We start from the raw sequence: 26,219 nt of genomic DNA, 5'->3' as shown, positions 1-26,219 counted from the left end.
GAGGGTGTGACGCTGCGACTGGACGCCACGCCAGATTCGGGTCCGCCGGCCTCGGGTTGGGCGTTCGGGCAGGAAGGCGTTCGTGTCCGGGAAGGACAGACAGAACACGATCAAGGCCACCGTGGTGTCCGACGAGTATGGGGTGACGCTGTGGTGTGGCGGCTACCGACCGGGCCGGATGCACGACAGCACCGCTGCCCGCATCGAGGGCATCGATGCGCTGTTGGACGCCTACCCGCGGGTGAGGGTCCTGGTCGACTCGGGCTACCAAGGGCTGGCCAGGACCCATGCCGGCCAGGGCACCGCCCCGCCGCTGAAGCTGCGCCCCGGTGCGCCATCGGCTCGGCAGGTTCAGTGGGAAGCCGAGCGCAAGCAGCGGTCGTCACAATGTTTCCCCGTCGAACATGCCATTGCCGAATTGAAGTGGTGGCGCCAACTCCAACGGTTCACCGGCCGCGGCGAGTTGCTGCCCGAGACCATGGACGCCGTCGCTGGCCTGGTCTCCGACCGCTTGATCACCTGGTAGGAGAACACGGATCACCGCAGCTCAGCGCCCCGCGCAATTGCGCACGAGATCGTAAGTAGTTAGAGCAGCCCTTCGGCCATGGCGGTGGTGACCGCGGCGGTGCGGTCGGCGACGCCGAGTTTGGCGAACGTGCGCAGCAGGTGGGTTTTCACGGTGGCCTCGGTGATGTGCAGTTCACGGCCGATCTCGATGTTGGACATCCCGCGGGCGACGAGGCGCAGGACTTCGACCTCGCGCGGGGAGAGCGCGTCGTGCCGTGGGCGCCGCATCTGGTGCAGCAGGCGGGTGGCGACGGACGGCGCAAGCACGGTATCGCCGCGTGCGGCCGCCCGTATGGCGTTGAGCAGGTCTGTGCGGGAGGCGTCCTTGAGTAGGTAGCCGGTGGCGCCTGCCTCGACCGCGCGGAGGATGTCGCCGTCGGTCTCGTAGGTGGTCAGCACGACCACACGGGTCTGTGGTGCGGCGGCCAGCAGTTGCGCGGTTGCCTGCGCGCCGTCGAGGCCGGGCATCCGTAGATCCATCAGTACGACGTCGGGGGCTGCTACGCGGACGGCGGTGACCGCTTCGGCGCCGGAGGCCGCCTCGCCGACCACCACGATGTCGGACTCGCCGGCCAGCATGCCGCGCACCCCGGCGCGTACCACCGGGTGGTCGTCGACGAGCAGCACGGAGATGGTCATGACGGCACCCGTACCCGGATGGTCGTTCCGCCGCCTGGGGTTGACTGGACCTCCAACGTGCCGGCAATCTGCTCGACCCGGGCGCGCATCGACACCAGGCCGTATCCGCTGCGGTCCCCGGACGGGGTGAATCCGCAGCCGTCGTCGGTGACCTCGAGCACGACGCTGTCCGAGCAGTACCGCAGGGTGACCGCCACCGTGTCGGCCCCGGCGTGCTTGCGCACATTGGCCAGCGACTCCTGAGCAGCGCGCAGCAGTACCACCTCGGCCGAGGTGTGCAGCGGCCGGGGTGCACCGGCGACCGACCAGGTGCCGACCGTCCCGCCATCGCGATCGAGCCGGTCGACCAGGCGGGCCAGCGCCTCGGGGAGTGAGGAACCGGTGAGGGCGGCCGGGGTGAGCGCCGCGACCAAGGCCCGTGCCTCCGCCAGGTTCTCCCGCGCGGTCTGCGCCGCGAGCGCGAGGTGCTGGCGGGTCTGGGTCGGGTCGCGGTCCAGTTCGGCGTCGGCGGCCTGGACGAGCATGACCACACTCGACAGGCCCTGGGCGATGGTGTCGTGGATCTCGCTGGCCAGCCGCTGCCGTTCGGCGGTCACGCCCGCCTCGTGGGAGAGCCGGGCCACCTCAGCGCGCGAGCTGTCGAGCTGCTGGATCAGCGCGGCCCGCTCCGCGTTCTGCCCGGCGACCCGTCGCGCCCAGGTGCCGACGAACGCGGCGAGCGCCACGATCGTCGCCGCGATCGGCAACTGGATGGCAACCGTCTGCGCGAGATCGTCCGTGCGGATCAGGAACAGCGCGGTCTGGGCGGCAGCGAACACGACGACCGCGCCCGTGGCCGGCAGTGCCGCCATCACCATGTACGCCTGCGGGCAGACCGCGAACAGGACGACAGTGCTGGAGTCGACCAGCGCGGCGGCGGGTACGAAGAGCACCAACACTCCGGCCAGGTAGGCATACCCCCGCCAGTCCTCGCCGTCGTGGCGCATCAGTGCCCGGCCGAAGCCCACATACCACCCGACGAGGCCGGCGAGCAGCCCGACCGTGCCCGCCTTCGCGGGGACGGACTCCGGCCGATCGCTCAGCACGAGGACAGCGGTGGCCAGGGCGATAACCGCGAAGTAGGCGTCCCACAGCGGCCAGCGGTCCGCCCACGACTCGAACTCTAGCCGTCGCGGCGGCAACGCCAGCGGAACGTCGCCAGGCACAGCACCAGACCCCCGATACACCACACCGCGAGGATCGCGGCCATGCGCCCATGCTCCCACGACTGGACCGGCTCCTCGCCGAGGATCGTGTCGGGCAGGAACACCGAACGGAACCCCTGCGCCATCCACCTCAGCGGGAACACCGAGCCGATCCGCAGCAGCGGCTCCGGGATCGCACCGAGCGGTGTGACGAAGATGCCCGACACGAAGGACAGGACCAGGTAGGGCAGGTTCATCACCGCACCCGCGCCGCGCGTGGATCGGGCCAGCCCGCTGGCGGCGATACCGATGAAAGCGCAGCTCACCACGCCGAGCAGGAACACCCAGCCGAAGGTCAGCCACCGGGCAGGCGTGCCCGGCAGCCCGAGACCGAACCAGAACACCCCGGCGACAAGCAGCGCCGCCACCTCCGCGACGCTGGCCACCAGCACCAGGATGACCTTTCCGATGAAGTACGCCGAGGGTGGCATCGGCAGCCCTCGCAGCCGCTTGAGTGTCCCGTCGTGCCGGTCCGCGGCGATGCCGACGCCCAGGTTGACGAACGTCGTCGAGGCGACCCCGGCGGCCATCATGCTCGGCACCAGATACTGGGCGGCGGTGACACCGGTGCCGGGGTACGCTCCGTCGAAGACGGAGCCGAGCAGGAGCAGCAGCACCACCGGCATCGAGAACGTGAAGACCACCGCCTCGCGTTCGCGGAAGAAGCTCTTCAGCTCCACCGAGCCGCGGGCGAGTCCGAGGCGTGTCATCCGGCACCCCCGATCAGGCCCAGGTACACCTCTTCGAGCGTGGGTCGGGTGACCGTCAGACCCGGTGGGGTGCCGCCGTGCCGGGCGGTCAGCTCGGCGACCAGCCGGCCCGGATCCGCGGTACGCGCCGTGCGCGGCGTGTCTCCGTCGTGCCAGCTCACCGTCGCCTCTGCGGTGGCCCGCCCACCGAGCGAGGCCGGATCGCCGCTGGCGACGATCCGGCCGCCAGCGATCACCGCCACCCGGTCGGCCAGCGCCTCGGCCTCCTCCAGGTAGTGGGTGGTGAGCAGGATCGTGGTGCCACCCGTGGTGGCGAGCGACTGGATCAGCGCCCAGAACCGTCGGCGGGCCCGCGGGTCGAACCCGGTGGTCGGCTCGTCCAGAAACAGCAGCCGTGGCCGGCCGATCACACCCACCGCCACGTCGAGCCGGCGCCGCTGGCCGCCGGACAGCGTCCGTACCCGGACGTGCTCCTTGTCGCGCAGCCCAACCAGATCGAGGACCTCGTCCGGGTCCCGCGCCGCCGGGTAGTACCTGGCGAAGTGCCGCAGCGTCTCCGCAACGGTCAGCTCGGCGGCGTCGGCGGCATCCTGGAACACGACACCGATGCCGCGACGCCAGCCGACCCCAGCCCGCTGCGGATCCTCGCCGAGCACCGCGACCGTGCCCGCATCCCGGCGGCGGAAGCCCGCCAGGATCTCCACCATGCTGGTCTTGCCAGCACCGTTAGCTCCGAGCAACGCGAACACCTCGCCGCACCCAATCGCCAGATCGACACCGTCCACCGCGCACACACCGCCGTACCGCTTGCGCAGACCCCGCACCTCGATAGCCGTCGTCATGCCCCGATCGTCAGCCCCACCCGAACCCGCCGAAACAATCGGCAGACGGAACAGCCTGTCCACCGACCGGTGGACACAAACCCCAGCACCAAGCGGCCGTGAACACCCAACGAACCGCCCAGTAACCGGCCGGCCACCGGCTCCCACCGCATGGCGTGAAACCACGCCAACCCACGACGAGCAGCCCCACTCACGCCCACGACGCACTGCCATCGGCATGATCGGACGGCGCGCGCCAGCCGTACGCCGCCACGCTCTGTGATCCGTGCGCAGCCGGCCGCCGCGCGTGCTCCGCGGCAGATGAGCGCGTGGCGGGCAGGAGCCCTCGGCCACGAGCCGAGGGACTTCTGCTCACGGACTCGACCATCCTGGTCGGCTGTTGTCAGTGTCGGCCGCTGTCGAGGGCGGCCAGCAGGATCGGCAGTGAGTGGTGCAGCTCCCGTTCCCAGTACGGCGGCTGGTGAGTGCCCTGATAGAAGTGTGTGGTGACGGGGACTTCCCGTTTCCGCATCTCGGCCGCGAGTGATTTGTTGAGGACCCGGTCGAACGCCTCCGTCTGCTGGTCGAACGGGGTGGTGTTCGGCCCGTCCAGCGGGCCGAGTTCTCCGTCGCCGCAGGTAAGGAAAATCGGGGTGTGCCGCAGTCGACCGGCGAGGTGGTATGGGTCGTGTCGTTGCCAGTTCGCGCGCTGCGCGACCGGGTCGCCCCACAGGCCGAGATACTCCGGGGCCTCCTGGAACGCGGTGCGCCACGAGTCGACCGAGTCCGGATGCAAGAGGTGGACCGGGCCGCTGTAGCTGGCCACCGCGCGGAACATGCCCGGGCGGTGTGCCGCGTAGACGAGCGCGCCGTATCCACCCATCGACGCTCCCGCCACGGCGCGACGGGTGCCCGCCCCGTAGTCGCGTTCCAGCGTGGTGCGTACCTCGTCGAGGTGGAACGTCTCCCATGCTGGCGCCCCGTACCGCCCGCCGTTCCACCAGTTGGTGTAGTACCCGCCGGGGGATCCGCCGTCTGGCATCACCACCAACACGTTGCGCAGCATCGGAAGGGTCTCGACATCGCTGTACGTTGTCCAGTCCTCATGCGTGCCGAACATGCCGTGCAGCAGGTAGAGCACCGGCCATCGATCGCCGGCGCGGCGCTCATCCCACCCGTCCGGCGTGAGCAGCCGCACCGTTGCCGGGCCGCCCAGTGCAGCCGAATCGATCGTCAGGTCGACTAAGCGTTCGCCGATCCGCTCCTCGGAGACAACCGCTGACGTCGAGCCGGGTGACGCGACGGCGACGCCGGTCGACGCAGAACCGATCGCTGCCACCACCACCGGCAGCAACAACAGACTCGCCGCTAGCCGAATACCAGTTCGTATCATGGCGCAAGCATCATTCACCGCGTGGTCAGGCACATCGGGGCATGACCCGTACCGGACCCTACACTCGCTATGAAGGCGGGTCAGGGAAATCGTGTACTGGTCCGCGACTGCTGCTGTTCCGCCCGCGCCCCGGCTTCCCAAGTCGTTCCACCACTCCGACACTCTCGACTCGGCATGATCCAGTGTGCTCTTCTCGGCATGTCCGCAAGGGAACCGCACCAAGGCCGACCTCGATGCGGCGTGACCGGCGCGCCGAGGCCCAGCGCGCACGGTCGGCGGGCAGATCCGCGTATCTGACCCTGGTTGGCGTGCCGATGGACCCGGCGGGTCGGCCTTCGTCCCGAGGAGTTCAGCCGACGATACGGCCCTCCGGAGTATCGACCACGAAGCACGCGCATTGCAGGATCTCCAGAAGCGCGGCACGGACCCGCCGGATCGTGTCCTCGTCCAGATCGAGTTGCAGTCGGCAGTCGCGAGGAAAGCCGAGGATGGCGGCGGACCGAGCACCGAATTCGAGGGAAAGGTTGTGGTCCATGAGGGTCCAGGCAGCCGGTCCTCTCGCAACCGATCCGGCGCTATTGATCACCTCGTCCACCCAGCCGTCGTAGCGCAACCGGATCAGCACAACGTGGACTTCCGCGGCGCCGAGGATCAGTGTCAGCTCGTCATCGGTCTGCCGGACGTCGGCTCGATCTACGCAGAGCACCGTGCCGTCCACGCCCCGACCGTACAGTGGTGTTCGCCACGTACGCGACAGAGTTGCGGGAGCGCAGCACTCGTATCGCCAGATGTGGATACTCGCCAGAGCCGGGCGAGGACCACCGTGACCGTAGGCAGGTTGAGCGAGTTCGGTGTGTGGTGGGCCTAGGCTGTGCGCCATGGAGGGGATGGCGTGGCTCCTGCTGTGCCCGTACGCGTTCTTCGTGTTGCTGTTCTTCGCCGCGACTGTGATCCTCTGGTTCCAGACCAAGCCGGGCAGCCGGTGATCGAGTCGGCTGTCGGAAGCTAATTAGCTTCAGAGTCGGCCGGATGATCATTGCCCCACACCCGGTCCACCAACGTTGCCGCTGACACCGGCCGACCCGCGTCCACCACCAGCGCGGCGAAGGCCGTCCGCTGTTTGGAGGGTCTGGCCTCAGCGACCGACCGGAATCCCACAACTCGACGGGGCCGAGCACTCGAAAGTCCGCCACGTCTCTCCACCTCTGCCTAACCAGCAATTGGGGTACGGCTCGCCGTGTACGTCCCAGGGGTGCTCGGCGAGGACGCCGTACTTTTGCTGATCGCTTCTTCAGGGAGAGAACCGGACCTTGTCCCATCATCCGTCGGCGATTGGCCGCGGGACGCCGGATCGGCATCCCGCAGCCTCCGGCTAGATTGTCACATCGTCAATCTCGAAGGTCGAGACGCTGCGAGCGGAGAACTGCACCGTCAACCGCATGCCGTCCAGGCGGGTGGACCTGCCGGCGACGTACTGCCGCCCTATGCTCCCATCCGGGTTCGCGTCGGTGGTCCAGTCACGGACGACTCCACCCGCGGCCCCACCGGCGGTGGCGAACCGGGACAGATCATAGGTGATCCGTTGCGGTGAGTCACCGCAGACCGTGACCAGTACGAGCCGGCGGTTGGCCGCATCGTAGGCCGCGACCGTCGCCTGGTCGCCGCTGTCGACGATGAGCATTCCCGCGCGGATGTGCCGGGTGTACTGGGCGAAGACGAAGTACTTGTTGCTGACCGCCCCCAGGGTGCCGATGTTGGCGGTCGGGTCGGGATAGTCGGCAGCGACCAGGCCCCAGGTGGCGCCGTCGACCGGCTGCCAGTAGCACCACGCGGTCGGATGGAGGTAGCGCAGGTCGAGGCTCAGGTTGTACGCCAGGTACAGGCCGTGGTCCCAACCTTCGCCGTACTCGGACTGCCACAACCGCCGGCCGTCGGCACGTACGGCGTCGTAGAGCGTGCTCCGCGGACCGCCGGTGTTGCCGTACTCGTAGCCGTGCACGTTGACCCTGCCCACCAGCGACTTGACCGTCGGCGGGAAGCTGTTCCAGGTCGCGGCCGCCATGGCGTAGGTGCTCTCGTCCGAGGCGGCGACCTGCGTCGAGGTCAGGTCCCGGGCATCGAGTTCGGCACGTAGGTACCGGATAACCTCCCGCTGGGCGGCGGGGTCGAAATGGCAACCCTCCTGCGGCCCGTCCGCCCTCCACCAGGGCGCGGCCGGCTCGTTGAACGGATCGACCGAGGAGAAATCGACCCCCCAGTTGTCGTAGGCGTATCGCGCCACCGTTGCCAGATACACCGCGTGCTGGCGGTAATTCCACGGTTGCAGGTTATTCCCGCCGTCCGCCGCTCCGGACGGGTTGTGATTGAGACACATCCACCAAAGCGGCGAGACCGAGAACAGCTCGAACAGGTCCGCGCCCCGGTCGCGAGCCTTCCACATCATCTGCCGCTGCCTGCCATCGACCTGCCAGTTCCAGCTGTCTGACGTCGGGTCGCCGCTGTACCAGTCCAGCCAGAAACCTTCCAGCTGTTTGTACCGTGGAATGTTCGGGGACGCGACCATGCCCACCGGCGGAGTACCAATCGTACGCGACGTGCAAGCGCCCAGGTTGTACCGGACGATGTTCAAGCCCAGACCGGGATAGCTGCGGCCGCCGTACGACACGGCCTTCCGGGTATAGAACAGGTCGGCGAGGGTGTCGTCGGCACCGAAGACGTTTGCCCACCAGGACAGGGCCGCCCCCCAACCCTCCCACGCGCCGTAACTCTTCGAGGGGTCGACAGTGGTCGCGTAATCGGCGTATGCGGGGGTGGACAGCAGCGCACCGCCCACCGACGCCGCGACCGTACCCCCGACCAGACGCCGCCTCGTCACCATCAGTGAACGCCTCCGGATCGCCTTGAGCGGTCAACCAGGATTGGACGCACCACCGCCCGCCGCCGTCGCCGACAGCGGGCGGTGGTCGCACAGCAGGACGACGAGCTGACTACTCGGCGGAGCCTTACCACGCGGAATGCCAGTAGCATCCGTTGTTCGCTACCCGGATCGGTGCCGCCTGATTGCCGACCGGTCCGGTCCATGTGCCCCCGCCGTTATTAGAATACTTGTGCCTCCACGTACCAGTGGTCTGCCAACGCATATTGTCGTGATTCATGCCGTGCTGCCCGCCGGTGTAGATCACTTTGTGCTTGGCCTGCATATTGGTGGCCACGCTGGCGGGAACGACGAAGTCGTCCTCGTAACCGACCACCGTCCAGTCGGTGCCGTGCGAGCCCTGCGGATTTCCACCGAGACTATCCAAGAAGCCGGTGCGACCCGCCATGTCCAGACATTGGATCGCCAACATGAAGGTCGCGCACAGATTAGCGAGCGCGGAACCCCGCGCATGCGGTGTCGACAGCGTGACGACATCCTCGACATAGAGGTAGGGCGGGTACCCTTCCTGCCCCTCCTGCACCCCCGTGAGGGCGTCCCGGATGATGAGCCCACCCATGGAGTGGGCAATCACATCAACCGATCTGCCGATATACGAAAACCGGTGGTGGATCGTCCACGCCAGTATCTTGCCGAGCTCGCTGAGACTCGTGTTGCGACTACCGCTTTCCAAGGGTTCGGCACAGTTGCTGTCGTTCGAGTAGTAGCCGACGGTTAGTGGGACGCCGATCCAGCCCCAGCCTCGCATCGCCGCTATGGCGTCGCCCCAGTAGGCGTCGCAGTCGAACCCCGCCGTGTTCGGCTGACCGTCGAAGCCGTGAATGAAGTACACGGGCTCGTTGACACTGTCGTCGCGTACCGGCGCCGCCGATGCGGAACCCGGCGCCGCTGACGCCGGCGCGACCACCGACAGCGACGCGACCACCCCGATCATGACTGCGCTGATAGCGCGTCTTACCCAGCCTTGTCTCATGAGCTCACCGGCCTTCCTCCACCCTTGTCGCTGGCCTGCTCCTCCAGGGACTCGCGCAACAGCCGCTCCCAGACCGGATCGCAAAGGCCATCGAGCAACGGCCTATCCATCACGCCCACCTCCCGACCCACGACGCACAGCGGCGTTGCGAGGTCGGTGCGACCTCCCGGCATCTCGTCCTCCCCAGGCCCACATCGCTGTCCCACCCATGGTGACGAACGACGCTCACCGAGTCCTGGCATCTCGTCGGACCTACCCGGCCGCTGGCGGCGCTGGTCAGCGACGGTAACGAGAAAATCGTCACCGACCCACTACGGGTTGACTACGGGTGCGCCGCGTGCGGCGCCAACCGGGTACGCAGCCCTTCGACGCGCGGGTGGCCGAGCGAGTCGAACAGGTCCAACGCCTGCCGCCAGCACTCCCGGGCCTGAACCGGCTCGTCGGAGAGCAGCCGGGCGTCTCCGAGCATCTCCAGGGTCTCGGCCTCGAGCCCGGGACAGTGCTTCTCGTGGAAGAGGTCGCGAGCCTCGGACAGGTGGATGAGGGCCTGCTGGTGCTGCCCCGCGCGCAACAGCGCCTCGCCGAGATTGAACAGCGCCGAGGCGACGCCGACTGGATCGGCCAGCCGCCGCCGGATCTCGAGCGCCTCCCGCAGGCAGCGGATCGCTTCCTCGTGTTGCCCGGCACCGGTGTACGCCCGGCCGAGGTTTCCCAGCGCCATGGTCCATTCGTACTCGGAGCCGGTTTGCCGGCAGATCTCCAGGGCTGCGGTCAGGTACTCGATGGCATCGTGAAACTTGCCCTGCCGGCCGTACGCGACACCAAGGTTGTTGAGCGTCCGACCTTCGCCGTACCGGTCGCCGATGGCGCGGCGGATCTCCAGCGAGTGGGTGAGGCACTCGATGGCCTTCTCGGTCTGGTTGATCTGCCCGTAGACGGTACCGAGGCCGCTGAGGATCAGTGCCTCGGCGGCCCGGTCCTCCGCCCGGCGTGCCGCCTTGAGCGCGATGTGTCTGGTGCCGAGCCAGTCGTGCCAGTTGCTGCGTCGCTCGAAGTACGGCCCGAGCAGCGCCGGCAGTCGCCAGGCGACGTCATACCTGCCGTGGCTGAAGGCGCTGGTGATGGCGACGATCAAGGTGGCCTCTTCGGCGGTGAGCCATTGGAACGCCTGCTCGTCCGCGTCGAAGACGGGCAGATGGGATGGCCGGGACCGCTCGTCCAGGATGACGTTTCTATTGTGTGGCGCCAGCGTTCGGACGGCCGCGTCGGCGGCGTGCAGGTACCAGGTGAGGATCCGATCGACGGCGGCATCGGTGCCGCCGTCACCGTCATCCGCTGTCGCTCGCGTCCTGGCGTAGTCGCGGAGCAGGTCGTGCAGCCGGTAGCGGTCGGCGGTGACCGGAGTGACGAGGTGCTCGTCCACCAGCCGTTCAAGCATCTGGCGGGCCGCCGGCGGCGCCACGTTCGCCAGCGCGGCGGCCGAGTCGGCGGTGAAGTCGTCGCCAGGGTGTAGCCCGAGCAACCGGAACAGCCGCCGCTCCGCCGGATCGAGAGCCCGATAGGACAGGTCGAAGACGGCCCGGACCTGCCGGCTCCCGATCGCCAGCTCACCCAGCCGGCTGCCCGCCGTGTCGAGCCGGGTGGCGAGATCGCTGAACGTCCAGGCCGGCCGAGAACGCAACCGCCGGCCAGCCAACACCACCGCCAGCGGCAACCGCCCACACAGGTCAGCGACCCGGCGAGCGGCGGACGGATCCGCGGCAATCCGATCCCTACCGGCGAGCTGGCCGAGCATCGCGTGCGCATCCTGCGCGGTGAACACATCCAGGCTCAGCGTGCGGGCACCCTCGAGAGCCAGCACCCGACGACTGGTGACCAGGACGAGACTGGTCGCGCTCGCCGGCAGCAACGGCAACACCTGCCCGTCGCTGGCGGCGTTGTCCAACAGGACCAGGGCATCCCGGCCGTGCAGCCGGTCCCGGTACAGCGCTGCCCGCGCGTCCACCGCATCGGGAATCTGGGCGCCGGGCACACCCAGCAGGTAAAGAAAGGAAGCAAGCACAGTCGCCGGATCGGCCGGCGGCTCGTCGGCGTGACCCCGCAGGTCCACGTAGAGCTGGACATCGGCGTACCGCCCGGCGCGTACCACTTGATGGGCGAGGTGGATGGCGAGCCGGGTCTTGCCGGCCCCTGCCATTCCCTCGATCGCGGAAATCACCAGGGTGCCGCCCGCGTCCCCGGGCGGCGGCAGAGCCGACCACAAGGTACGCAGCTCGGCCTCGCGGCCGGTGAAGTCGGCGAGGTCCGGCGGTAGCTGGCGATGCGCGCTCACCGGCGCCGGGCCGGTCCCAGCCGCCGGGGCCACCTCCTGACGCAGCACCCGCCGGTGCGCGTCGGCCAACTCGGGTCCCGGGTCCGCGCCCAACTCGTCGGCGAGCCGACGGCGCAGCGCCTCGAACACCCGCAGCCCCGCAGCCTGCTGACCGCTGCCCGCCAACGCGAGCATCAACCGCGCATGGACAGCCTCGTGCAACGGATCGGCCTCGGTGGCCTGCCGCAGCACCGGCAACACCTGCTCATGATGGCCGAGCGCGGTGGCGACGTCGGCGTACTCCACGACGACCGCCTGCCGTTCCCGGTCCAGCGCCACCACCTCCGGCAGGACCCGCAGGCCGGCCAGGTCGGCCAGCGGCGCACCCCGGAACAGGCCGATCGCCTGCCGGTACGACTCGTACGCGGGGGTTGGCTCGCCGTCTCGGTGGGCACCCCGAGCAGCCTCGATGAGGCGGCGGAACTCGAGCAGGTCAAGCTGGTCGTCGGTGACGGCCAGCTGGTAGCCACCCCGGGTGGCGACCAACAAACGATCCGGCTCACCGGCCAGCCGCCTCGACTGCAGCCGCTGCCGTAGCCGGGACACGTGACTCTGCACCAGACCGGCGACGCCGTCCGGCGGTCGCCCGCCCCACATCACCTCGACGAGCGTGTCCAGTTGCACCGGTGCGTTCGGGGTCAACGCCAGCACGGCCAGCAGGGTGCGCTGCTTCGCCGAGCCCAGATCCACGCCCACTCCGTCTACGAGGACAGCAAGCGGACCCAACACCCGCAACCGCAGGTCGTACCCGGGCCGCTGGGTGCGCTGACCCAACCGGACGAGTTCGGCCGTCTCCGCATCGGACAAACCAAGGCCGGCGGCGAGCCGGCGTAGGGTGGCCGGACGTGGTGCGGCGACGCGTCCCTGCTCCAGATCACGCAGCCCACCGACACTCAGCCCGGCCCGTTCGGCCACATCCTGCTGGGTTAGACCGGCGCGCTCACGGAACTCGCGAAGGACACCGGGAAGCCGTGCCTCACTCACCGACCGTCACCGCCTCGGACTGCGTCCTCGTGGCCGTCGTCGCTCCTTGTAGGAGACCGCAGCTAACCGTACATCGACCTCGCCGCTGCCCGCTGCCCGGTGTCTCCGCCGACAGGGTGGAGATGTGTGGCAGGGCGAAGAGCAAGCTGCGGACGTGGTGCGCTGGACGGTCGAGGCCGCTGACGCTGACGGCCGGCTGCGGGGCATCGCGACGTGGTGCGTTCGCACCGCTGCGGGGACGACTTCTCGTTCCGGTGGACCGGCGCCCGTGAGGACTTCGAGCGAAAGCTGTGCAGAGGGCAGTCCGGTGGCCCAGCGGCATGCTCACGCACGTTCTCCCAGGTCGCGGCGAGGATAAACCGGCCGAGTAACAGCTGCCAGTCCAGCACCGCCGAGGCGGCGTCGGTCGCGGCGTGGACCCTGCCTGCGATCTGGCAGTTGGCGACCTTACCGAGCGTGCCGGAATACTACCGGCCCACGCACGCCGAGGCGTTGCCGTCCTTGGGAAACCCGGTGTCGTCCACCACCCGGCCGTTGGCGGGTCCGGCCTCGGCGTACCCGATGCTCAGTTCGTCGGCGTTCATCTGCTTGACCGGACCGAAGGACGTGTGTCGCTCGGGCTTGGCTCCGGGCCGAATCCCCGGCCCTCTCTCGCGCGCGCCCGTCGCCGCGGGCGGCGCCAGCGCGCCCAGCGAAGCCGCAGCGGCTCCCCGCGGCGCCTGGATCCCGGCGAGCATCCGGGTGACCGTGCCATCCAACGCTCACCGGCGGAACCGGGTGTAGACCGACTGCCAGGACCCGTACCGGGCCGGCAGGTCACGCCACGCCGTGTACCGTGCCAAAACTCGTTTCATGGCGGTGACCTGGTGTTTTGGAGATCGGTTCAGGCTGCTCGGTGGTATTCGTTGATCACTCCGTCGAGTCGTCTTCGGCGTCGTACGGGCTTGTCCATGGGGATGATGACGGCTGGGTCGTGGTTGGGTGGACGCTGGTGTCGTCCTTGGTGTGGTCGGTGGTTGTTGAAGTGGTCGACGTACTCGTTGGCCACGGCCTGCGCGTGCCGCTCGTTGTAGAGCAGCATGTGGTCGGTGCATTCTTCTCGGAGGCCGCGGCTAACACTGCCAGCCGAGGCCGGGGGTCTTCGCGTCCTGGCTCGCGCACCGCGGCAGCGCCGCCCGGCGGCACCGCGTACACGATGGCGTGGTGCGCGATGGCGACGTTCTCCGGCATGAATTGAGTCCCGGTCAGGTACTGCGCCTTGGTCAGGCCCGGATCGATCACCTGGCACCGGTACTCGTCCGTGCCGCCGCCCTCCGGCGGCGCGGGCGTGTAGGCCTCGGCCATCTTCAGGTCGACGAACCGCTCGCCGGCGCGCAGCGGCTGCGGTGGAGCCGACGACCCGCCCGCGTGATGGCCTGAACGCTAGGCCCGATTCCGTCCTGTTTCGTCGTACTGCAGTCGTCATCCTCGGGAGGGAGGTGGCACCACGGTACTGCTCTCCGGAGCGCCGTTCGACACCCGCACGAGAATCAAGGCCCGTCGCAACTGGGCCCGAATTCACGCCCACAAAAGTCCATCGGCGATGGACGGGAGCCAAACTCCCAGCTCAGAACCGACTGCTACGCCTGCCTGACCGCGCGGGTCGACGCGCTCTTCGAGCTCACCGACGCGGTGCTCTGTACCGATGGGCCGGTACGAACCCTGGTCGGGTTGTCGTTGCCGCCCGAGCGCCGGCGCGGGCACGGCGCGTTGTACGACGCGCTGAACAACAAGCGCTGGGTCGAGGTCGAACGGCTCTGTGGCGTCCTCACAGGGCTGCCGCTACCGCGGTGCGCGGGGCGGACGGCTGGTCCTGGCCGTGTACGTCAGCGCCCGGCTGCGCCCGGACGCCGCCACCAGCCCCGACAGGTTGTTCTGCCACCTCTACGGCTGCGGCAAGAACCAGGCCCAGCTGAACCCGGGCTGGCCGTACTCGTTTATCGCCGCCCTGGAACCGGGCCGGACCTCATGGACCGCGATCCTCGACGCCGTGCGGCCCGGCCCGGCCGACGACGTCGCCGAAGTGACTGCGGCCCAGGTCCGCGACGTCATGCAACGTCTCATCGCGGCCAGACAGTGGGTGATGGGCGATCCTGACGTGCTGGTCGTGTTCGACGCCCGGCTCTGGGCGCCACCGCGCTGGTGCGTGCGCTGGGCACCTGGGTCGGCCAACCGGCCTGAGTGCCGTTTTAACGGTCGTCTCAGGTTCGCTCGGTACGAAGTCGGCATCAGATAAGCGATGTAACCCGTATGTAGGAGGCTAGTGATGGCAGTCAACGCAGCGCCGTCCGGGGAAGCGTCGGCCGGTCGGTTGGCAGGGCGGTGGGTGCCGTGGTTGGTGATCGGGTTGTGGGTGGCGCTGGCGGCGGTCATGGTGCCGCTGAGCGGGAAGTTGAGCTCGGTCACCACCGACAGAGCCGTGGACACGCTGCCGGCCAGTGCCGAGTCCACAAAGGTGGCGGTGCTGGAGGACAGTCTGCCCGGCGGTGAGGACAACACGTTCGTTTTCGTGTACCACCGCGCCGGCGGGATGACCGACGCCGACCGCGCGACGGTCGAGCGCCACTACAACACCCTTGCCAAGCGGTACCCGCCGACGGCGACGGCGGCGGCCGGCGAGGACGACGAGGACTCACCGACGAGACCCTCCACCGACGGCAAGGCGATGATGTTCACCCTCGATGTGAGCACGACCTACGGCGGACCGGAGGCCATCGTCGGCCCGTTGCGTGAGGCCGCGAAGGACCGCCCCGCCGGCCTGGAACTCGACGTGACCGGCCCGGCCGCGGTCGACGGCGACATGGACGCCGTCTTCGACGGCATCGACCTGCAGGTTTTCCTCACCACCGTCGTCGTCGTCACGCTCCTGCTCATTCTCACCTACCGCAGCCCGGTGTTGTGGTTGATCCCGCTGGTGGTCGTGGGCGCGGCCGCACTGACTGCGATGGCGACCGTCTACCTGCTCGTCAAGGGCTTCGGCATCGTGGTCAACGACCAGAACTCGGCGCTGCTGACGATCCTGGTGTTCGGCGTCGGCACGGACTACGCGCTGTTGCTCATCGCCCGGTACCGGGAGGCACTGCACCACCACGAGAACGTCCGGGTTGCGATGGTCCACGCGCTACGCGGCGCGGCGCCGGCCATCGTCGCATCCGCGGCCACCGTGGTCGCCGGCCTGCTCTGCCTGCTCGTCGCGGACCTGAACAGCACCAGCGGGTTGGGCCCGATCGGTGCGGCCGGCATCCTGTGCGCGCTGATCGCCATGCTGACGCTGTTCCCGGCGGTGCTCGTGGTGCTCGGCAGGCGGATCTTCTGGCCGGCCATCCCGCGGTTCAGCACGGCAGTGGAGGAGAAGCCGGGGCTGTGGGGACGGCTCGGCACCGCCATCAGCCGCCGCCGGTGGGTGGCGACGCTCAGCTCGCTCGGAATTATGGGTGTTCTCGCCATCGGGCTGGCGGGCAACACCGGCGCCCTGCGGGAGCAGGACCAGTTCCTGTCCGCGCCGGAATCGGTCACCGGCTTCACCGTTCTCCGCCAGCACTTCCCGGAGCTCGGCGGCCAGCCGATGACGATCTTCACGCGGCCGGCGTACCAGGAGCGGGTGCTCGACATCGTCAAGGGCACCCGCGGTGTGGCAGAGGCCATCCCGGGCCAGACCAGCGGTGGCTGGGCCGACATCTCCGTGTTCCCGACGGACGCGCCGGACTCCACCGCGGAGTACGACACGATCAAGCGGGTGCGCACCGCCGTGCACGCGGTGAGCGGGGCGGAGGCGATCGTCGGCGGGCCGAGCGCGGAGAACCTCGACACCGAGGTCACCACCAGCCGCGACGAGAAGCTGGTGATCCCGCTGGTGCTCACCGTCGTCCTGATCGTCCTCGGGCTGCTGCTCCGAGCGATCGTGGCCCCGCTGGTCCTGATGGCAACCGTGATCGTCTCATTCGCCGCAGCCTTCGGCGGCAGCGTGTTCGTCTTCGACACGATCCTCGGGTTCAAGGGTATCGACTATTCGGTGCCGCTGCTGGCATTCCTGTTCCTGGTGGCGCTCGGCGTCGACTACAACATCTTCCTGGCCAGCCGGGCCCGGGAGGAGACCGTGCGTCTCGGCACCAGAGACGGCATGCTCAAAGCCCTCTCCGCCACCGGTGGCGTCATCACCTCGGCAGGCCTGGTCCTGGCGGCCACGTTCGCGGTCCTCGCCACACTTCCGCTGGTGATGCTGATCGAGGTCGGGTTCCTGGTCGCCTTCGGCGTGCTGCTCGACGCCCTGCTGGTGCGGTCGGTCCTGGTGCCCGCCCTCACCCTGCTGATCAGCCGGCGGATGTGGTGGCCGAGCCGGCTGTCCCGACCGGTGGAGCCGCCGGACGGTCAACGGCCGCTCGTGGACGATGAGGAGCTCGCGCTGCAACGGTGAGCGCGGCGGCACGGACGAGATCCGGGACGGGGACTTAGGCCCGTCCCGGATCTTTTCATGGGCCCGACACTCGCCGCCCTTTGGGCCTGCGCCGTGCGGCCGGGGCTGGGGTCGGCGCACCGCGGTTTCCTGCCGGGACGGTGAGCCGCGCGGGGCCATGCCCGAGGGCCGCCGTCCCTTGTCCTGCGCCGCGCCGCCGGGGCGGGTCAGCGCACCGCGGTGTCCTCGCCGGCGGTGGGCCGCGCGATCGGGGCGGGCGGGGCCGCGGCCGGAAGGTCGACCCGCAGCAGCGTGCCACCGCGTGCGGAGCGGGCGACGGTGACCCGGCCGCCGTGGGCGTCGACGACCCGCTGCACGATCGACAGCCCGAGGCCGGATCCCGGCAGCGCCCGGGCGCTGTCGGCACGGTAGAACCGGTCGAACACCCGCGGCACGTCGGCGGCGTCGATGCCGGGCCCGGCGTCGTCGACGTCGAGCACCGCCGACGCGCCCTCGGCGAGGAGCCGGACCTGGACAGGCTGGTCCGCGGGAGACCATTTGCCGGCGTTGTCGATGAGGTTGAGCACCGCCCGCTGGAGCGCAGCGGGACGCCCGCTCACCCACACGGAGGTCACGTCGAGCGCGACCTCGATGTCGGGCACGCGGGAACGCGCCCGGGTCGCGGCGGCCACCACCACGTCGGCGAGGTCGAGCAGTTCGGTGCTCTCGTCGCTGACGTCACCGCGCGCCAGGTCGGTCAGCTCGGCGGCAAGGGTGCTCAACTCGGCCACCTGGGCGCCGAGATCGTTGAGCAGCCGGGTCCGGCTCTCCGTCGGCAGTGCGCTGTCCAGGGTGCCGCGCCGATCGAGCCGGATCAGCAGTTCGACGTTGAGGCGCAGGCTGGTGAGCGGGGTCTTGAGCTCGTGGGCGGCGTCCTCGGCGAGCAGCCGCTGGGCCCGACGGGAGTCCCGGAGCGCGGCGAGCATGTCGTTGATCGACTGGATCAGCCGCCGGATCTCCCCACCGCCCTCATCCGGGATGTCGGCGTCGAGATCCTGGGTGTGCGCGACACGGACCGCAGCGGCGGTCAGCCGGTCGATCGGTGCCAGCCCGGTCCGCGCCACGGTCCGCCCGACAAGGGCGCCCCCGACCACGCAGAGCAGCCCGATCAGCAGCATGCCCAACCCGAACTGGTTGATCGGGCTGTCGTCGGTGACGCGGGCCACCTGGACCCCGCCGTCGCCCGCCCGCAGCGTGTAGATGAGGTAGCCGTCGTCGTCGCTGTCGTTCGACTCCATCAGGTCGGCCGACGCGCCCTGCGCCACGCGCCCGGCGTCCTCGCTGACCGGGGGCAGCGCGGGTTGGCCGGCCGGCGTCCGGGTCGAGCCGTCGGGCAGGATGACCCGCACCAGCCGACCGGATCCGGGATACGGCGGTAGCTGGACCTGCGCCAGACCGGCGCGCTCCGCGTTCGTCGCCAGGACGCGGGAGTCGGCGCGCAGCTGATCCTCCGCGCTGTCCTGCAGCTCCCAGTCCAGCAGCTCGATGGCCACCTGCAAGGCCACGAACACGCTGACCGCGATGGCCGTCGCCGCGATCACCGTCAGCCTGGTCCGCAGGGACCGCCGGCGCCACCATCGGGTCAGCCTGCGCGGTTCCCGGCCGGCGGGCCTGCTCACGGAGGAGTCTCCCGCAACGTGTATCCCAAGCCGCGCAGCGTGTAGATCAATCGCGGCTCACCCTCGGCCTCCATCTTGCGGCGCAGGTAGCTCACGTACACCTGGAGGTTGTTGGCGGTGGTGCTCATGTCGAAGCCCCAGATCGCCTCGAACAGCGCGTCACGGGTCAACACCCGGGTCGCGTTGCGCACGAGGACCTGCAGCAGGGAGAACTCGGTCCGGGTCAGGTGCAGCGGCCGCCCACCCCGCCACGCCTCGAACCTGTCGGGATCCAGCCGGACGTCGGCGAACGTCAGGAGTTGCGACTCGTCGTCGCCCGGCGCGCGGCGGCGCAGCAGAGCCCGGACCCGGGCCAGCAACTCCTCGGTGGCGAACGGCTTGGGCAGATAGTCGTCGGCGCCCGCGTCCAGCCCCGCGACCCGGTCGGAGACCTGATCCCGGGCGGTCAGCATCAGCACCGGCAGATCCCGACCCGCCGCCCGCAACCGCCGGCAGGTCTCCAACCCGCCGAGGCGGGGCATCATCACGTCGAGGATCAGCAGATCCGGCGCGTCACCACCGACCCCGTCGAGCACGGCGAGACCGTTGGCGACGGTGCTGGTGTCGTAACCCTCGACCTGGAGCACCCGCTCCAGCGACTCACGGATGGCCGCCTCGTCATCCGCGATCATGATTCGCACGCCGGCCCGCCCCTCTCCAGTCGATGCTTTTCCGCTCATCCTGCCCGATCAACCTGAGGCCAGGATTAGATGAAATCGGTGGCCTCCCTCGTGAGACCGAGGGAGGCCACCAAACGATCTAGACTTCCGGGGCGAGCGGATGGTCCTCGCCGGTCAACGCAGCCAACGCGGCCGCGACCTCCTGCAGCGTCGCCCGCACATAAGTGGCCGTCGCTCCACTCCCGCCGCCGTCGGTGTGGCCAGCGTAGGCGCGGGCCACAGCATGACCATGGGTGCGCTCCACCCACGTCAGCGTGGTGTGCCGCAGCCAGTGCGTACTGATCTGCTAGGTGTGTACCCACCGCAGGTGCTGCCCGATGCGCGCCCACAGATGGTCGTACCGTCGGTAGGTCAACGGGCGACCGTCGCGGTAGCGCAGCAGGCTGCCGTCGCGGTCGCCGTCACCCCGTTCCGCGTGATGCGCCAGGAGGTGCCGCATCAACGTGGGGGAGACCGGCTGCCAGCGGGACGTGCCGCCTTTCTCTCGCAGGAAGATCAGACACTCGTCGGTGTCCAGGTCCCGTGGGCGCAGCGCCAGCGCACCGGCGCGGCGGCAGGCGGTCTCGGTGTGCAGCCGGATCAGCAGACTGTCCAGGCCCGGGTCATCGCCCGTGCTGACCGCCACCTCGTTGATCTCCGCCAGGCGGGCGTCGCCGATCGCCCGCCTGGTGCTGGGCAGGCGGCGCGGCTTGTTCACCTTCAACGCCGGGTTGTCAGCCGCGTCCAGGTACCCGTCCGCGACCGCCCGCCGGTACAGGCAGCGCAGCGCGGCCACCACGTGCTCGGCTGCGGACCGGCCGCCCCGGTTGTTGCGTCGCGCCACCACGTTGGCCTGCACCTGGGCGCGTAGCTGCTCGATCTCGGAAGGACGGGGTTCGTCGATGCGACGGTCAGCCCATGCCTGCACCACCCGGTTCCAGTACGTGCCGTACGCCCTGCGGGTGCCGGGCGACACCGAGCCGGCGACGACCGGCACGTACTCGGCGAACGTCGGAGCCGCCGGACGGGCCGGCCGTACTTCGAGCAGGTCGGCGGGGGAGATGCCCATCCGCTCAAGCAGCAGCCGGGCGGCCTCCAACTCGGGCCGGCCGGCGATGCTCTGGCTCACGCCACCTCACCTCCCGCCACGGTTTCGTGCACGCCAGCCAGGATTCGGTCGAGCGTCGCCAGGGGATGCGCCATCAGCACACCGGTGGCGGAGTCGGCGGCAAGCAGGACACGGTCCCCGGCGGTGAGTCGGCACCAGCGACGCACCGCCCCCGGCAGGAACAGGTGACCGCGGTCGTCGACGCGGTGCACACCATCGGCGGCCGTGCGGACCACGATGATCCCGGCCCGTTCGCGTACGTCCAGGCGGGTACCCGGTACCCAACCAAGTACCTGGACGATGCTGCGATCAGCGACCCGGCCGCTCCTGCCTACCGCGCTCAACGCGTAGACGGTGCCGGTCACTCGTGCGAAGTGGGAATCCGAGGCTGGCACGGGAAGCGGTCGTCGTGCCCGACCCAGCGGCCCTGGGTCAGCAGCGGCGCCTCGGGAGGTCGGCTTGGGAACTACCGGCGGCACGGAGGCGGTCATCGCGACCACCCCCGCCCTTGCGCGGTGGTTACCCACAGTGATGGAAGACGGAAAACTGGGTGTTCAAGGGGACTTGAACACCCACACGGGGACTGCGCACCGGTGAAAAAATCTGTGTCCGAGGCCCGAGTTGGACCTTGACTACATGTTTGTCCTGCGCGAGGAATTGATGCTTACGTAGCGAAAAGAATCGACTCCGATTTTGTGTGGCCCGCGGCGTTCGGATCTGTCGGGCATGCCTCACAGTGCCGAGCGCCGGACGCATTTCATGCCTTGAGCGGCTCGTCCTCAAGGTCAGCCTGTGGTCCCCCGCAACATCCCAGATGAGCCACCCACGCATAGATCTGCGGCGCCTCGTCGCGGTGTGTAGCAGTGTAACGGTGCATGCCTTCGAGTAGGTGGTAGGAGCCGATGTAACGCCCGCCTTGGCGTGGCAAAGGACTACGATCCGCTGGGTTGTGTACGAAGACGACTCCGGGGAGTGTGACGCCAGAGCGGATTGCGAGGCGGATACTTTCAATCTTGGTGTTTGCCTGGACATCTTCGGGGTCGTCGTGCAGCATCGCCTGCTGGATCTCCGGGACCGGGACGTGTTGCTTCCGGAAACACCGAAGGCTTTCGCTGGCGTTGTAGATATCGGCAAGGTTGTCGACTGTTGATTCGTGGTGGTGGTCGGGCGCCTCGGTGTTCAGTGCCGACCACAAGGGTCAGTACGGCGGAGCCGGCCGCCAGCCCCAGCGTGGTGCTCACCCCGGCCCGCGGTCTCCGTTCGCGTCGGTATGTTCGTTCGTAACGACCCCCCGCAGTCGTCGGGTGAGCCATGGCAGGTACCGCAGCGGGGCGTGGGCGTCGAGGCCGAGTTCGGTGCGGACGGCGTCGACCTGGCCGGGCGTAGCGGGCCGGTCGGCCCTGGTCGTCGCCGCCGGGGCGGCTCTGCTTCGGATCACTCGCGCCAAAACGACACTGCGCCTACCTGGTCCGGACACCACCCGGCAGTCGCTCAACCGGCTGCGCGCGATGAAACGCCGCACGGAGGCCTTCGTCGGCCCCCGGCTGCCCGATCCGCTGCTCACCGCGCCGGACGATGCCGAGGACGTCGACCTCGCCGAGAGCCGAGAGTGTGTCGATGGGGCTCATGATCGTCCTGGAGACGCTGTCACCGACCGAGCGCGCCGTCTTCGTGCTGCGGGAGGCCTTCGATGTCAGCGGCGACGAGATCGCGGCCGCCGTCGGCAAGAGCCCCGCAGCCTGTACCGTTCGGAAACTCGGCTGTAGGCGCTGATGTGCGCTTTTGTCCGCTGTGGGATCGATGGATGGCGGGATGCCGCCGGTCATGATTCTGTCGTTCGGCTACCTGATTCTTCGTCAGGCACTGCAGCTGATCATCCTGTTGGCCCGCAGTGGGCACGCCAACGCGATCGAGGTTGCTGTGCTGCGGCATCAGGTCGCCGTGTTACGGCGGCAGGTACGCCGGCTGGATCTGGAACCGGCTGACCGGGCGGTGCTGACCGGGTTGTCGAGGCTGTTGCCACGACGCCCGGCTGGGCGGACGTCAAGCGAACCACTCCTTCGCCAGCAGGCGGTACGAGTCGACCCGGTCGGCGTGGTCATGGGTGATCGTGGTGACGAGCAGTTCGCCGGCGCCGGTGACGTTGTGCAGGATCCGCAGCTTCGCCGCGACGGTGGCGGGGGAGCCGACGAACTGGGTGGCGACCCGGTCGGCCACCAGGTCGTGATCCTCGGCGCTTCATACCTGGTCGGCGGCGTACTCGGGGGTGGGGTACGGGATCGCGCCGTTCCCGCTGCGGATGCCGCGGACCCAGAGCGCGAACGGCGCGGCCAGCGGTCCGCGCTGATTCGTCGTCGCCGGCCACGACCACGTCCGCCGAGACAACGACGTACGGCTCGGCGAGCACGGGTCCGGGCCGGAAGGCGGCCCGGTACGCCTGTACCGCCTCCAGCACAGTGGCGGGACTGGCGTGGTAGTTGGCGGCGAACGGCAGACCGAGTTCGCCGGCGAGCCGGGCGCTTTCGCCGCCGCTGCTGCCCAGCAACCACACCTGGAGATCCGTGCCCTCACCCGGTACCGCGTGCGCGTCCAGCCCCGAGGCGTCGTGCTAGTCCCCCCGCAGCAGGGCCAGGATGTCGCCGACCTGTTCGGCGAAGTCTGGCGACTGGGCGCCAGGCTGTTACAGCAGCGCCGCGTGGAGCGCGAACCGGGGCGAGGCGATCAGCTTGGCGAACGAGGGCGGCGGCGGGATGAGCAGCCCGTCCACCACCCGGGCCGCGGCGGGTGATGGCGGCGGGCTGTCCGCCGCCAGCTCCCGGGCCGCCTCGGCCTGCCGCTGTCCGGAACGCCCGAGGCCGAGGTCGATCGGGCCGGGGAAGAGGGCGTCGAGCGTACCGAACTGCTCGACGACCGCCAGCGTCGTCTGGTGCCCCGGTTGTGCAGTACCCGAGCCGACCCGGATCCGGCTGCTCGCGGCCGCGACCTGTCCGATCAGGACCGCCGGCGCCGAGCTGCCACCCCGGCGGTGCAGTGGTGCTCGGCGAGCCAGTAGCGCCGATAGCCGAACTGCTCTGCATGGCGGGCCAGGTCGAGGGTGTTGTGCAGAGCCTCCTGGACCGTGCCGCCGCCGGGCACGGGGGCGAGGTCGAGTACGGACAGTGGTGTCGATGACGTCGATACCTCCCGGTCCAGTCAGGTCGTGACGGCGGCCGGCGCTGAGCGGCCGAAGGGGCGGCTGGGAATCCTCCGGCGCAACACCGGGGCGATCTCGGCCTGGAACAGTTCGAGGGTCTGCCGGTGCTGCCGCTCGGTCAGCCCGTCGCGATCGGCGGTCAGGTGGATCACCTCGTGTCCGAACCGCTCGTGGTAGCGCAGCACCTTGTCCACGATCTGCTGTGGGCTGCCGACCAGGATCGAGCTGCGTTCGAGCGCGTCCTCGAGGGTGGGGAAGACCGGCTCGATGCCGAGCCGGCGGAAGGTGGCGAGCCGGGCCTGGAAGATCGGCCGGTAGGTGGCGATCGCCTGCTGCGAGGTCCGCGCGGCGTAGTACCCAGCCGTACCGGCGCCGACCAGGGCATCGGCCGGGTCGTGGCCGTAGTGCGCCCAGCGCTCCCGGTAGTAGCGGATCAGTTCGGCGTACGGCTCGATCGGGTTGGTCACGTTCGCGGAGAAGAGCGGATCGCCGTAACGGGCAGCCAGGTCGACGGAGTCGCGGCTGGTGGCGCTCCCATGCCACACCCGGATCGGCTGTTGCAGCGGCCGAGGCCAGGTCTCCGCCTCGGTCAACGGCGGACGGAACCGGCCGGACCAGGTGACCTTTTCCTCCCGCCAGAGTCTCCGGAACAGTTCGTAGCCCTCTCGGTTGCGGTCCCACTGGTCCTCGGTGGTGACGTGGAACAGCTGCGCCTGGGCCGCCCCGTTGCCCTTGCCGATGATCAGTTCCAGCCGGCCGCCGGAGAGGTGGTCCAGGGTCGCATAGTCCTCGTACGCCCGGACCGGGTCGAGCAGGCTGAGCGTGGTGACCGCGGTGAACAGCCGGATCCGGGAGGTCTTCGCGGCGATGTGGCTGAGCACCACCGGAGGTGAGGACGAGATGAACGGGCGCTCGTGGCGCTCGCCGACGCCGTACCCGTCGAAGCCCAGTTCCTCGGCGAGCACCGCGCCGTCGACCACCTCCCGGAACCGCTCGGTGGTCGACGGCTGTCGGCCGGTGACCGGGTCGGGCAGGTGGGTGATCAGGGTGATTAGCAGGAAGTTCATGCCAGCACCTTTCGTTCCGCGTCGGGCCGGAGACGCGGCGGGCCGACGGGGCGAGGCGGGCCGACGGCGCGGGGCGGGCCGAGGCCGAGATGACCGCGCAGGGTGGTAGTCGTGTAGTTGGCGCGGAGCACGCCGTGTTCCTGCAATAGTGGCACCACCCGGTCGACGAAGTCGTCCAGACCACCGGGCGTCAGGTGCGGTGCCAGGATGAACCCGTCGGCCGCGTCGGACTGGACGAAGTGGTTCATCTCCTCGGCTACCCGGGCCGGGGTGCCGATGACCGACTGCCGGCCGGTCACCTCGATGATCAGGTCGCGGATGCCGAGCCCCTTCTCGGCAGCCAGCGCCCGCCACCGGCGCACGGTTCCCACCGTGTCGTCGTACATCCGGGCCCGGCCCTGGATGATGGCGGAGTCCGAGACGTCTGGGTCCTCGGCCGGCAGCGGGCCCTCGGGGTCGTACCCGGACAGGTCCCGGTTCCACAGCTGTTCAAGCAGCAGGATCGCGGTCTGCGGGCTGACCTGTTGGCGGCGGATGTCGTGGGCGCGCGCCTCCGCCTCCGCCTCCGTGTCGGTGTCGCCGAGCACGAAGGTCACGTCCGGGATGATCTTCACGTCGTCGGGTAACCGGCCGTAGCGGGTCAGCCGGGACTTCACGTCGGCGTAGAACGCCTGGCCGGACTCCAGGGTGCCGTGCCGGGAGAAGATCGCATCGGCGTCGGCGGCGGCGAACTCCCGTCCCTCGGACGAGTCGCCGGCCTGGATGATCACCGGGTGCCCCTGCGGGCTGCGCGGCACGGTGAAGTGCCCCGCGATCTCGAAGTGCCCTCCGTGGTGGGCGAAGGCGCCCGGGTCCGGCGACCGGACGAACCGGCCGGTCTCCCGGTCGCCGACGACCGCGTCCGCCGGCCAGGAGTCCCAGAGCAGCCGGGCGGCCCGGACGAACTCTGCGGCCCGCTGGTAGCGCTGCGAGTAGTCGAGGAAGCCGCCACGGCGGAAGTTCTCCCCAGTGAAGGCGTTCGAGGAGGTGACCACGTTCCAGGCGGCCCGCCCGCCGGAGAGGTGGTCGAGGGTGGCCAACTGCCGGGCCAACTCGTACGACTCCCGGAAGGTGGCGTTCATGGTGCCGGCCAGCCCGAGGTGCGTGGTGACGGCGGCCAGCCCGGCCCGCACGGTGAGACTGTCCGGCCGGCCGACCACGTCCAGGTCGTAGATCTTTCCCCGCTGCTCGCGCAGCCGCAGCCCTTCGGCGAGGTAGAAGAAGTCGAACTTGCCGGGTTCTGCGGTGCGGGCCAGGTGGACGAAGGAGGCGAAGTCGATCTGGCTGCCGGCGGCCGGATCGCTCCACACCGTCTGGTTGTTCACTCCGGGGAAGTGCGCGGCGAGGATGATCTGCTTGGGCATGG

At 69.4% G+C, this 26,219-nt stretch carries 24 protein-coding genes and 4 pseudogenes; 6 read left to right on the top strand and 22 right to left on the bottom strand.

Annotated elements, in window-relative coordinates:
* Positions 1-34: 34 nt before the first annotated feature.
* Positions 35-526 (top strand): transposase family protein, encoded by a 492-nt coding sequence (locus tag ACSMXO_RS24745; RefSeq protein WP_455419306.1) that lies wholly within the window; start codon positions 35-37, stop codon positions 524-526.
* 59 nt (positions 527-585) lie between these two features.
* Here the strand turns inward: ACSMXO_RS24745 and ACSMXO_RS24740 are convergent, their stop codons facing one another.
* The 11 genes and pseudogenes from ACSMXO_RS24740 to ACSMXO_RS24690 form a co-directional block, all read right to left on the bottom strand.
* Entirely contained in the window at positions 586-1,206 is a 621-nt protein-coding gene (locus tag ACSMXO_RS24740) for a response regulator (protein WP_455413966.1), read from the bottom strand.
* On the bottom strand, positions 1,203-2,411 hold the full coding sequence (locus ACSMXO_RS24735) for a sensor histidine kinase (RefSeq protein ID WP_455413965.1): 1,209 nt from the start codon (positions 2,409-2,411) through the stop codon (positions 1,203-1,205). The genes ACSMXO_RS24740 and ACSMXO_RS24735 overlap by 4 nt, the downstream gene beginning before the upstream one ends.
* The gene (locus ACSMXO_RS24730) at positions 2,369-3,160 is read right to left on the bottom strand and encodes an ABC transporter permease (protein WP_455413964.1); all 792 of its coding nucleotides are present in this window, start codon (positions 3,158-3,160) and stop codon (positions 2,369-2,371) included. Before ACSMXO_RS24730 ends, ACSMXO_RS24735 begins: the two co-directional genes overlap by 43 nt.
* Entirely contained in the window at positions 3,157-4,002 is an 846-nt protein-coding gene (locus ACSMXO_RS24725) for an ABC transporter ATP-binding protein (RefSeq protein WP_455413963.1), read from the bottom strand. The genes ACSMXO_RS24730 and ACSMXO_RS24725 overlap by 4 nt, the downstream gene beginning before the upstream one ends.
* 382 nt (positions 4,003-4,384) lie before the next feature.
* Positions 4,385-5,338, bottom strand: coding sequence for an alpha/beta hydrolase (locus tag ACSMXO_RS24720; RefSeq protein WP_455413962.1), 954 nt, complete (start codon positions 5,336-5,338; stop codon positions 4,385-4,387).
* 385 nt (positions 5,339-5,723) lie between these two features.
* On the bottom strand, positions 5,724-6,092 hold the full coding sequence (locus tag ACSMXO_RS24715; protein ID WP_346263888.1) for a hypothetical protein: 369 nt from the start codon (positions 6,090-6,092) through the stop codon (positions 5,724-5,726).
* 654 nt (positions 6,093-6,746) lie between these two features.
* The gene (locus tag ACSMXO_RS24710; RefSeq protein WP_455413961.1) at positions 6,747-8,252 is read right to left on the bottom strand and encodes a glycoside hydrolase; all 1,506 of its coding nucleotides are present in this window, start codon (positions 8,250-8,252) and stop codon (positions 6,747-6,749) included.
* A gap of 124 nt (positions 8,253-8,376) precedes the next feature.
* Positions 8,377-9,243: an esterase/lipase family protein gene (locus ACSMXO_RS24705; protein ID WP_455413960.1), complete on the bottom strand. Its 867-nt coding sequence runs from the start codon at positions 9,241-9,243 to the stop codon at positions 8,377-8,379.
* A gap of 361 nt (positions 9,244-9,604) precedes the next feature.
* A complete protein-coding gene (locus tag ACSMXO_RS24700; RefSeq protein ID WP_455413959.1) occupies positions 9,605-12,637 on the bottom strand; it encodes a BTAD domain-containing putative transcriptional regulator in 3,033 nt (1,010 codons plus the stop codon).
* 365 nt (positions 12,638-13,002) lie between these two features.
* Positions 13,003-13,164, bottom strand: a pseudogene (locus ACSMXO_RS24695) (transposase); the annotation flags it as partial.
* Positions 13,165-13,520: 356 nt separating this feature from the next.
* Complete coding sequence (locus ACSMXO_RS24690; protein ID WP_455413958.1) at positions 13,521-13,718, bottom strand: transposase; 198 nt, start codon at positions 13,716-13,718, stop codon at positions 13,521-13,523.
* Positions 13,719-13,840: 122 nt separating this feature from the next.
* Between ACSMXO_RS24690 and ACSMXO_RS24685 the strand changes: the two genes are divergently transcribed.
* The 3 genes and pseudogenes from ACSMXO_RS24685 to ACSMXO_RS24675 all read left to right on the top strand — a co-directional run bounded on the left by ACSMXO_RS24685 (position 13,841) and on the right by ACSMXO_RS24675 (position 17,090).
* Positions 13,841-14,056: a hypothetical protein gene (locus ACSMXO_RS24685; protein WP_455413957.1), complete on the top strand. Its 216-nt coding sequence runs from the start codon at positions 13,841-13,843 to the stop codon at positions 14,054-14,056.
* Positions 14,057-14,212: 156 nt separating this feature from the next.
* Positions 14,213-14,810, top strand: a pseudogene (locus ACSMXO_RS24680) (transposase); the annotation flags it as partial.
* Positions 14,811-14,942: 132 nt separating this feature from the next.
* Positions 14,943-17,090: an MMPL family transporter gene (locus ACSMXO_RS24675; RefSeq protein WP_455413956.1), complete on the top strand. Its 2,148-nt coding sequence runs from the start codon at positions 14,943-14,945 to the stop codon at positions 17,088-17,090.
* A 206-nt stretch (positions 17,091-17,296) separates the two neighbouring features.
* Here the strand turns inward: ACSMXO_RS24675 and ACSMXO_RS24670 are convergent, their stop codons facing one another.
* The 4 genes from ACSMXO_RS24670 to ACSMXO_RS24655 form a co-directional block, all read right to left on the bottom strand.
* Positions 17,297-18,748: a HAMP domain-containing sensor histidine kinase gene (locus tag ACSMXO_RS24670; protein WP_455413955.1), complete on the bottom strand. Its 1,452-nt coding sequence runs from the start codon at positions 18,746-18,748 to the stop codon at positions 17,297-17,299.
* Positions 18,745-19,419 (bottom strand): response regulator transcription factor, encoded by a 675-nt coding sequence (locus ACSMXO_RS24665; RefSeq protein WP_455413954.1) that lies wholly within the window; start codon positions 19,417-19,419, stop codon positions 18,745-18,747. Before ACSMXO_RS24665 ends, ACSMXO_RS24670 begins: the two co-directional genes overlap by 4 nt.
* 334 nt (positions 19,420-19,753) lie before the next feature.
* The gene (locus ACSMXO_RS24660) at positions 19,754-20,575 is read right to left on the bottom strand and encodes a tyrosine-type recombinase/integrase (RefSeq protein ID WP_455413953.1); all 822 of its coding nucleotides are present in this window, start codon (positions 20,573-20,575) and stop codon (positions 19,754-19,756) included.
* Positions 20,572-20,919 carry an AbrB/MazE/SpoVT family DNA-binding domain-containing protein gene (locus ACSMXO_RS24655; protein ID WP_455413952.1) on the bottom strand — a complete coding sequence of 116 codons (348 nt, stop codon included), beginning with the start codon at positions 20,917-20,919 and terminating at the stop codon, positions 20,572-20,574. The genes ACSMXO_RS24660 and ACSMXO_RS24655 overlap by 4 nt, the downstream gene beginning before the upstream one ends.
* 584 nt (positions 20,920-21,503) lie before the next feature.
* On the opposite strand from ACSMXO_RS24655, the gene ACSMXO_RS24650 reads away from it, so the two are divergent.
* Entirely contained in the window at positions 21,504-21,704 is a 201-nt protein-coding gene (locus ACSMXO_RS24650; RefSeq protein WP_455413951.1) for a hypothetical protein, read from the top strand.
* A gap of 467 nt (positions 21,705-22,171) precedes the next feature.
* A complete protein-coding gene (locus ACSMXO_RS24645) occupies positions 22,172-22,327 on the top strand; it encodes a sigma factor-like helix-turn-helix DNA-binding protein (protein ID WP_455413950.1) in 156 nt (51 codons plus the stop codon).
* 270 nt (positions 22,328-22,597) lie between these two features.
* Here the strand turns inward: ACSMXO_RS24645 and ACSMXO_RS24640 are convergent, their stop codons facing one another.
* The 7 genes and pseudogenes from ACSMXO_RS24640 to ACSMXO_RS24610 form a co-directional block, all read right to left on the bottom strand.
* Positions 22,598-22,771, bottom strand: a complete 174-nt coding sequence (locus tag ACSMXO_RS24640; RefSeq protein WP_346263122.1) for a hypothetical protein — start codon at positions 22,769-22,771, stop codon at positions 22,598-22,600.
* A 21-nt stretch (positions 22,772-22,792) separates the two neighbouring features.
* Entirely contained in the window at positions 22,793-22,939 is a 147-nt protein-coding gene (locus ACSMXO_RS24635) for a hypothetical protein (RefSeq protein WP_346263123.1), read from the bottom strand.
* A pseudogene (locus ACSMXO_RS24630) lies at positions 22,896-23,105 on the bottom strand (LLM class flavin-dependent oxidoreductase); the annotation flags it as partial. The pseudogene ACSMXO_RS24630 and the gene ACSMXO_RS24635, both read right to left, overlap by 44 nt.
* A gap of 330 nt (positions 23,106-23,435) precedes the next feature.
* Positions 23,436-23,516 (bottom strand): annotated as a pseudogene (locus ACSMXO_RS24625) (hypothetical protein); the annotation flags it as partial.
* A 29-nt stretch (positions 23,517-23,545) separates the two neighbouring features.
* A complete protein-coding gene (locus tag ACSMXO_RS24620; protein WP_455419305.1) occupies positions 23,546-23,713 on the bottom strand; it encodes an LLM class flavin-dependent oxidoreductase in 168 nt (55 codons plus the stop codon).
* Positions 23,714-23,746: 33 nt separating this feature from the next.
* Entirely contained in the window at positions 23,747-24,814 is a 1,068-nt protein-coding gene (locus tag ACSMXO_RS24615) for an LLM class flavin-dependent oxidoreductase (protein WP_346263110.1), read from the bottom strand.
* Positions 24,811-26,217, bottom strand: coding sequence for an NtaA/DmoA family FMN-dependent monooxygenase (locus tag ACSMXO_RS24610; RefSeq protein ID WP_455413949.1), 1,407 nt, complete (start codon positions 26,215-26,217; stop codon positions 24,811-24,813). The genes ACSMXO_RS24615 and ACSMXO_RS24610 overlap by 4 nt, the downstream gene beginning before the upstream one ends.
* Between the last annotated feature and the right edge of the window lie 2 nt (positions 26,218-26,219).

It is taken from the genome of Plantactinospora sp. DSM 117369 (assembly GCF_053764795.1).
The sequence above is the reverse complement of the archived record's forward strand: the minus strand, read 5'-3'. Positions and strand labels throughout refer to the sequence as shown.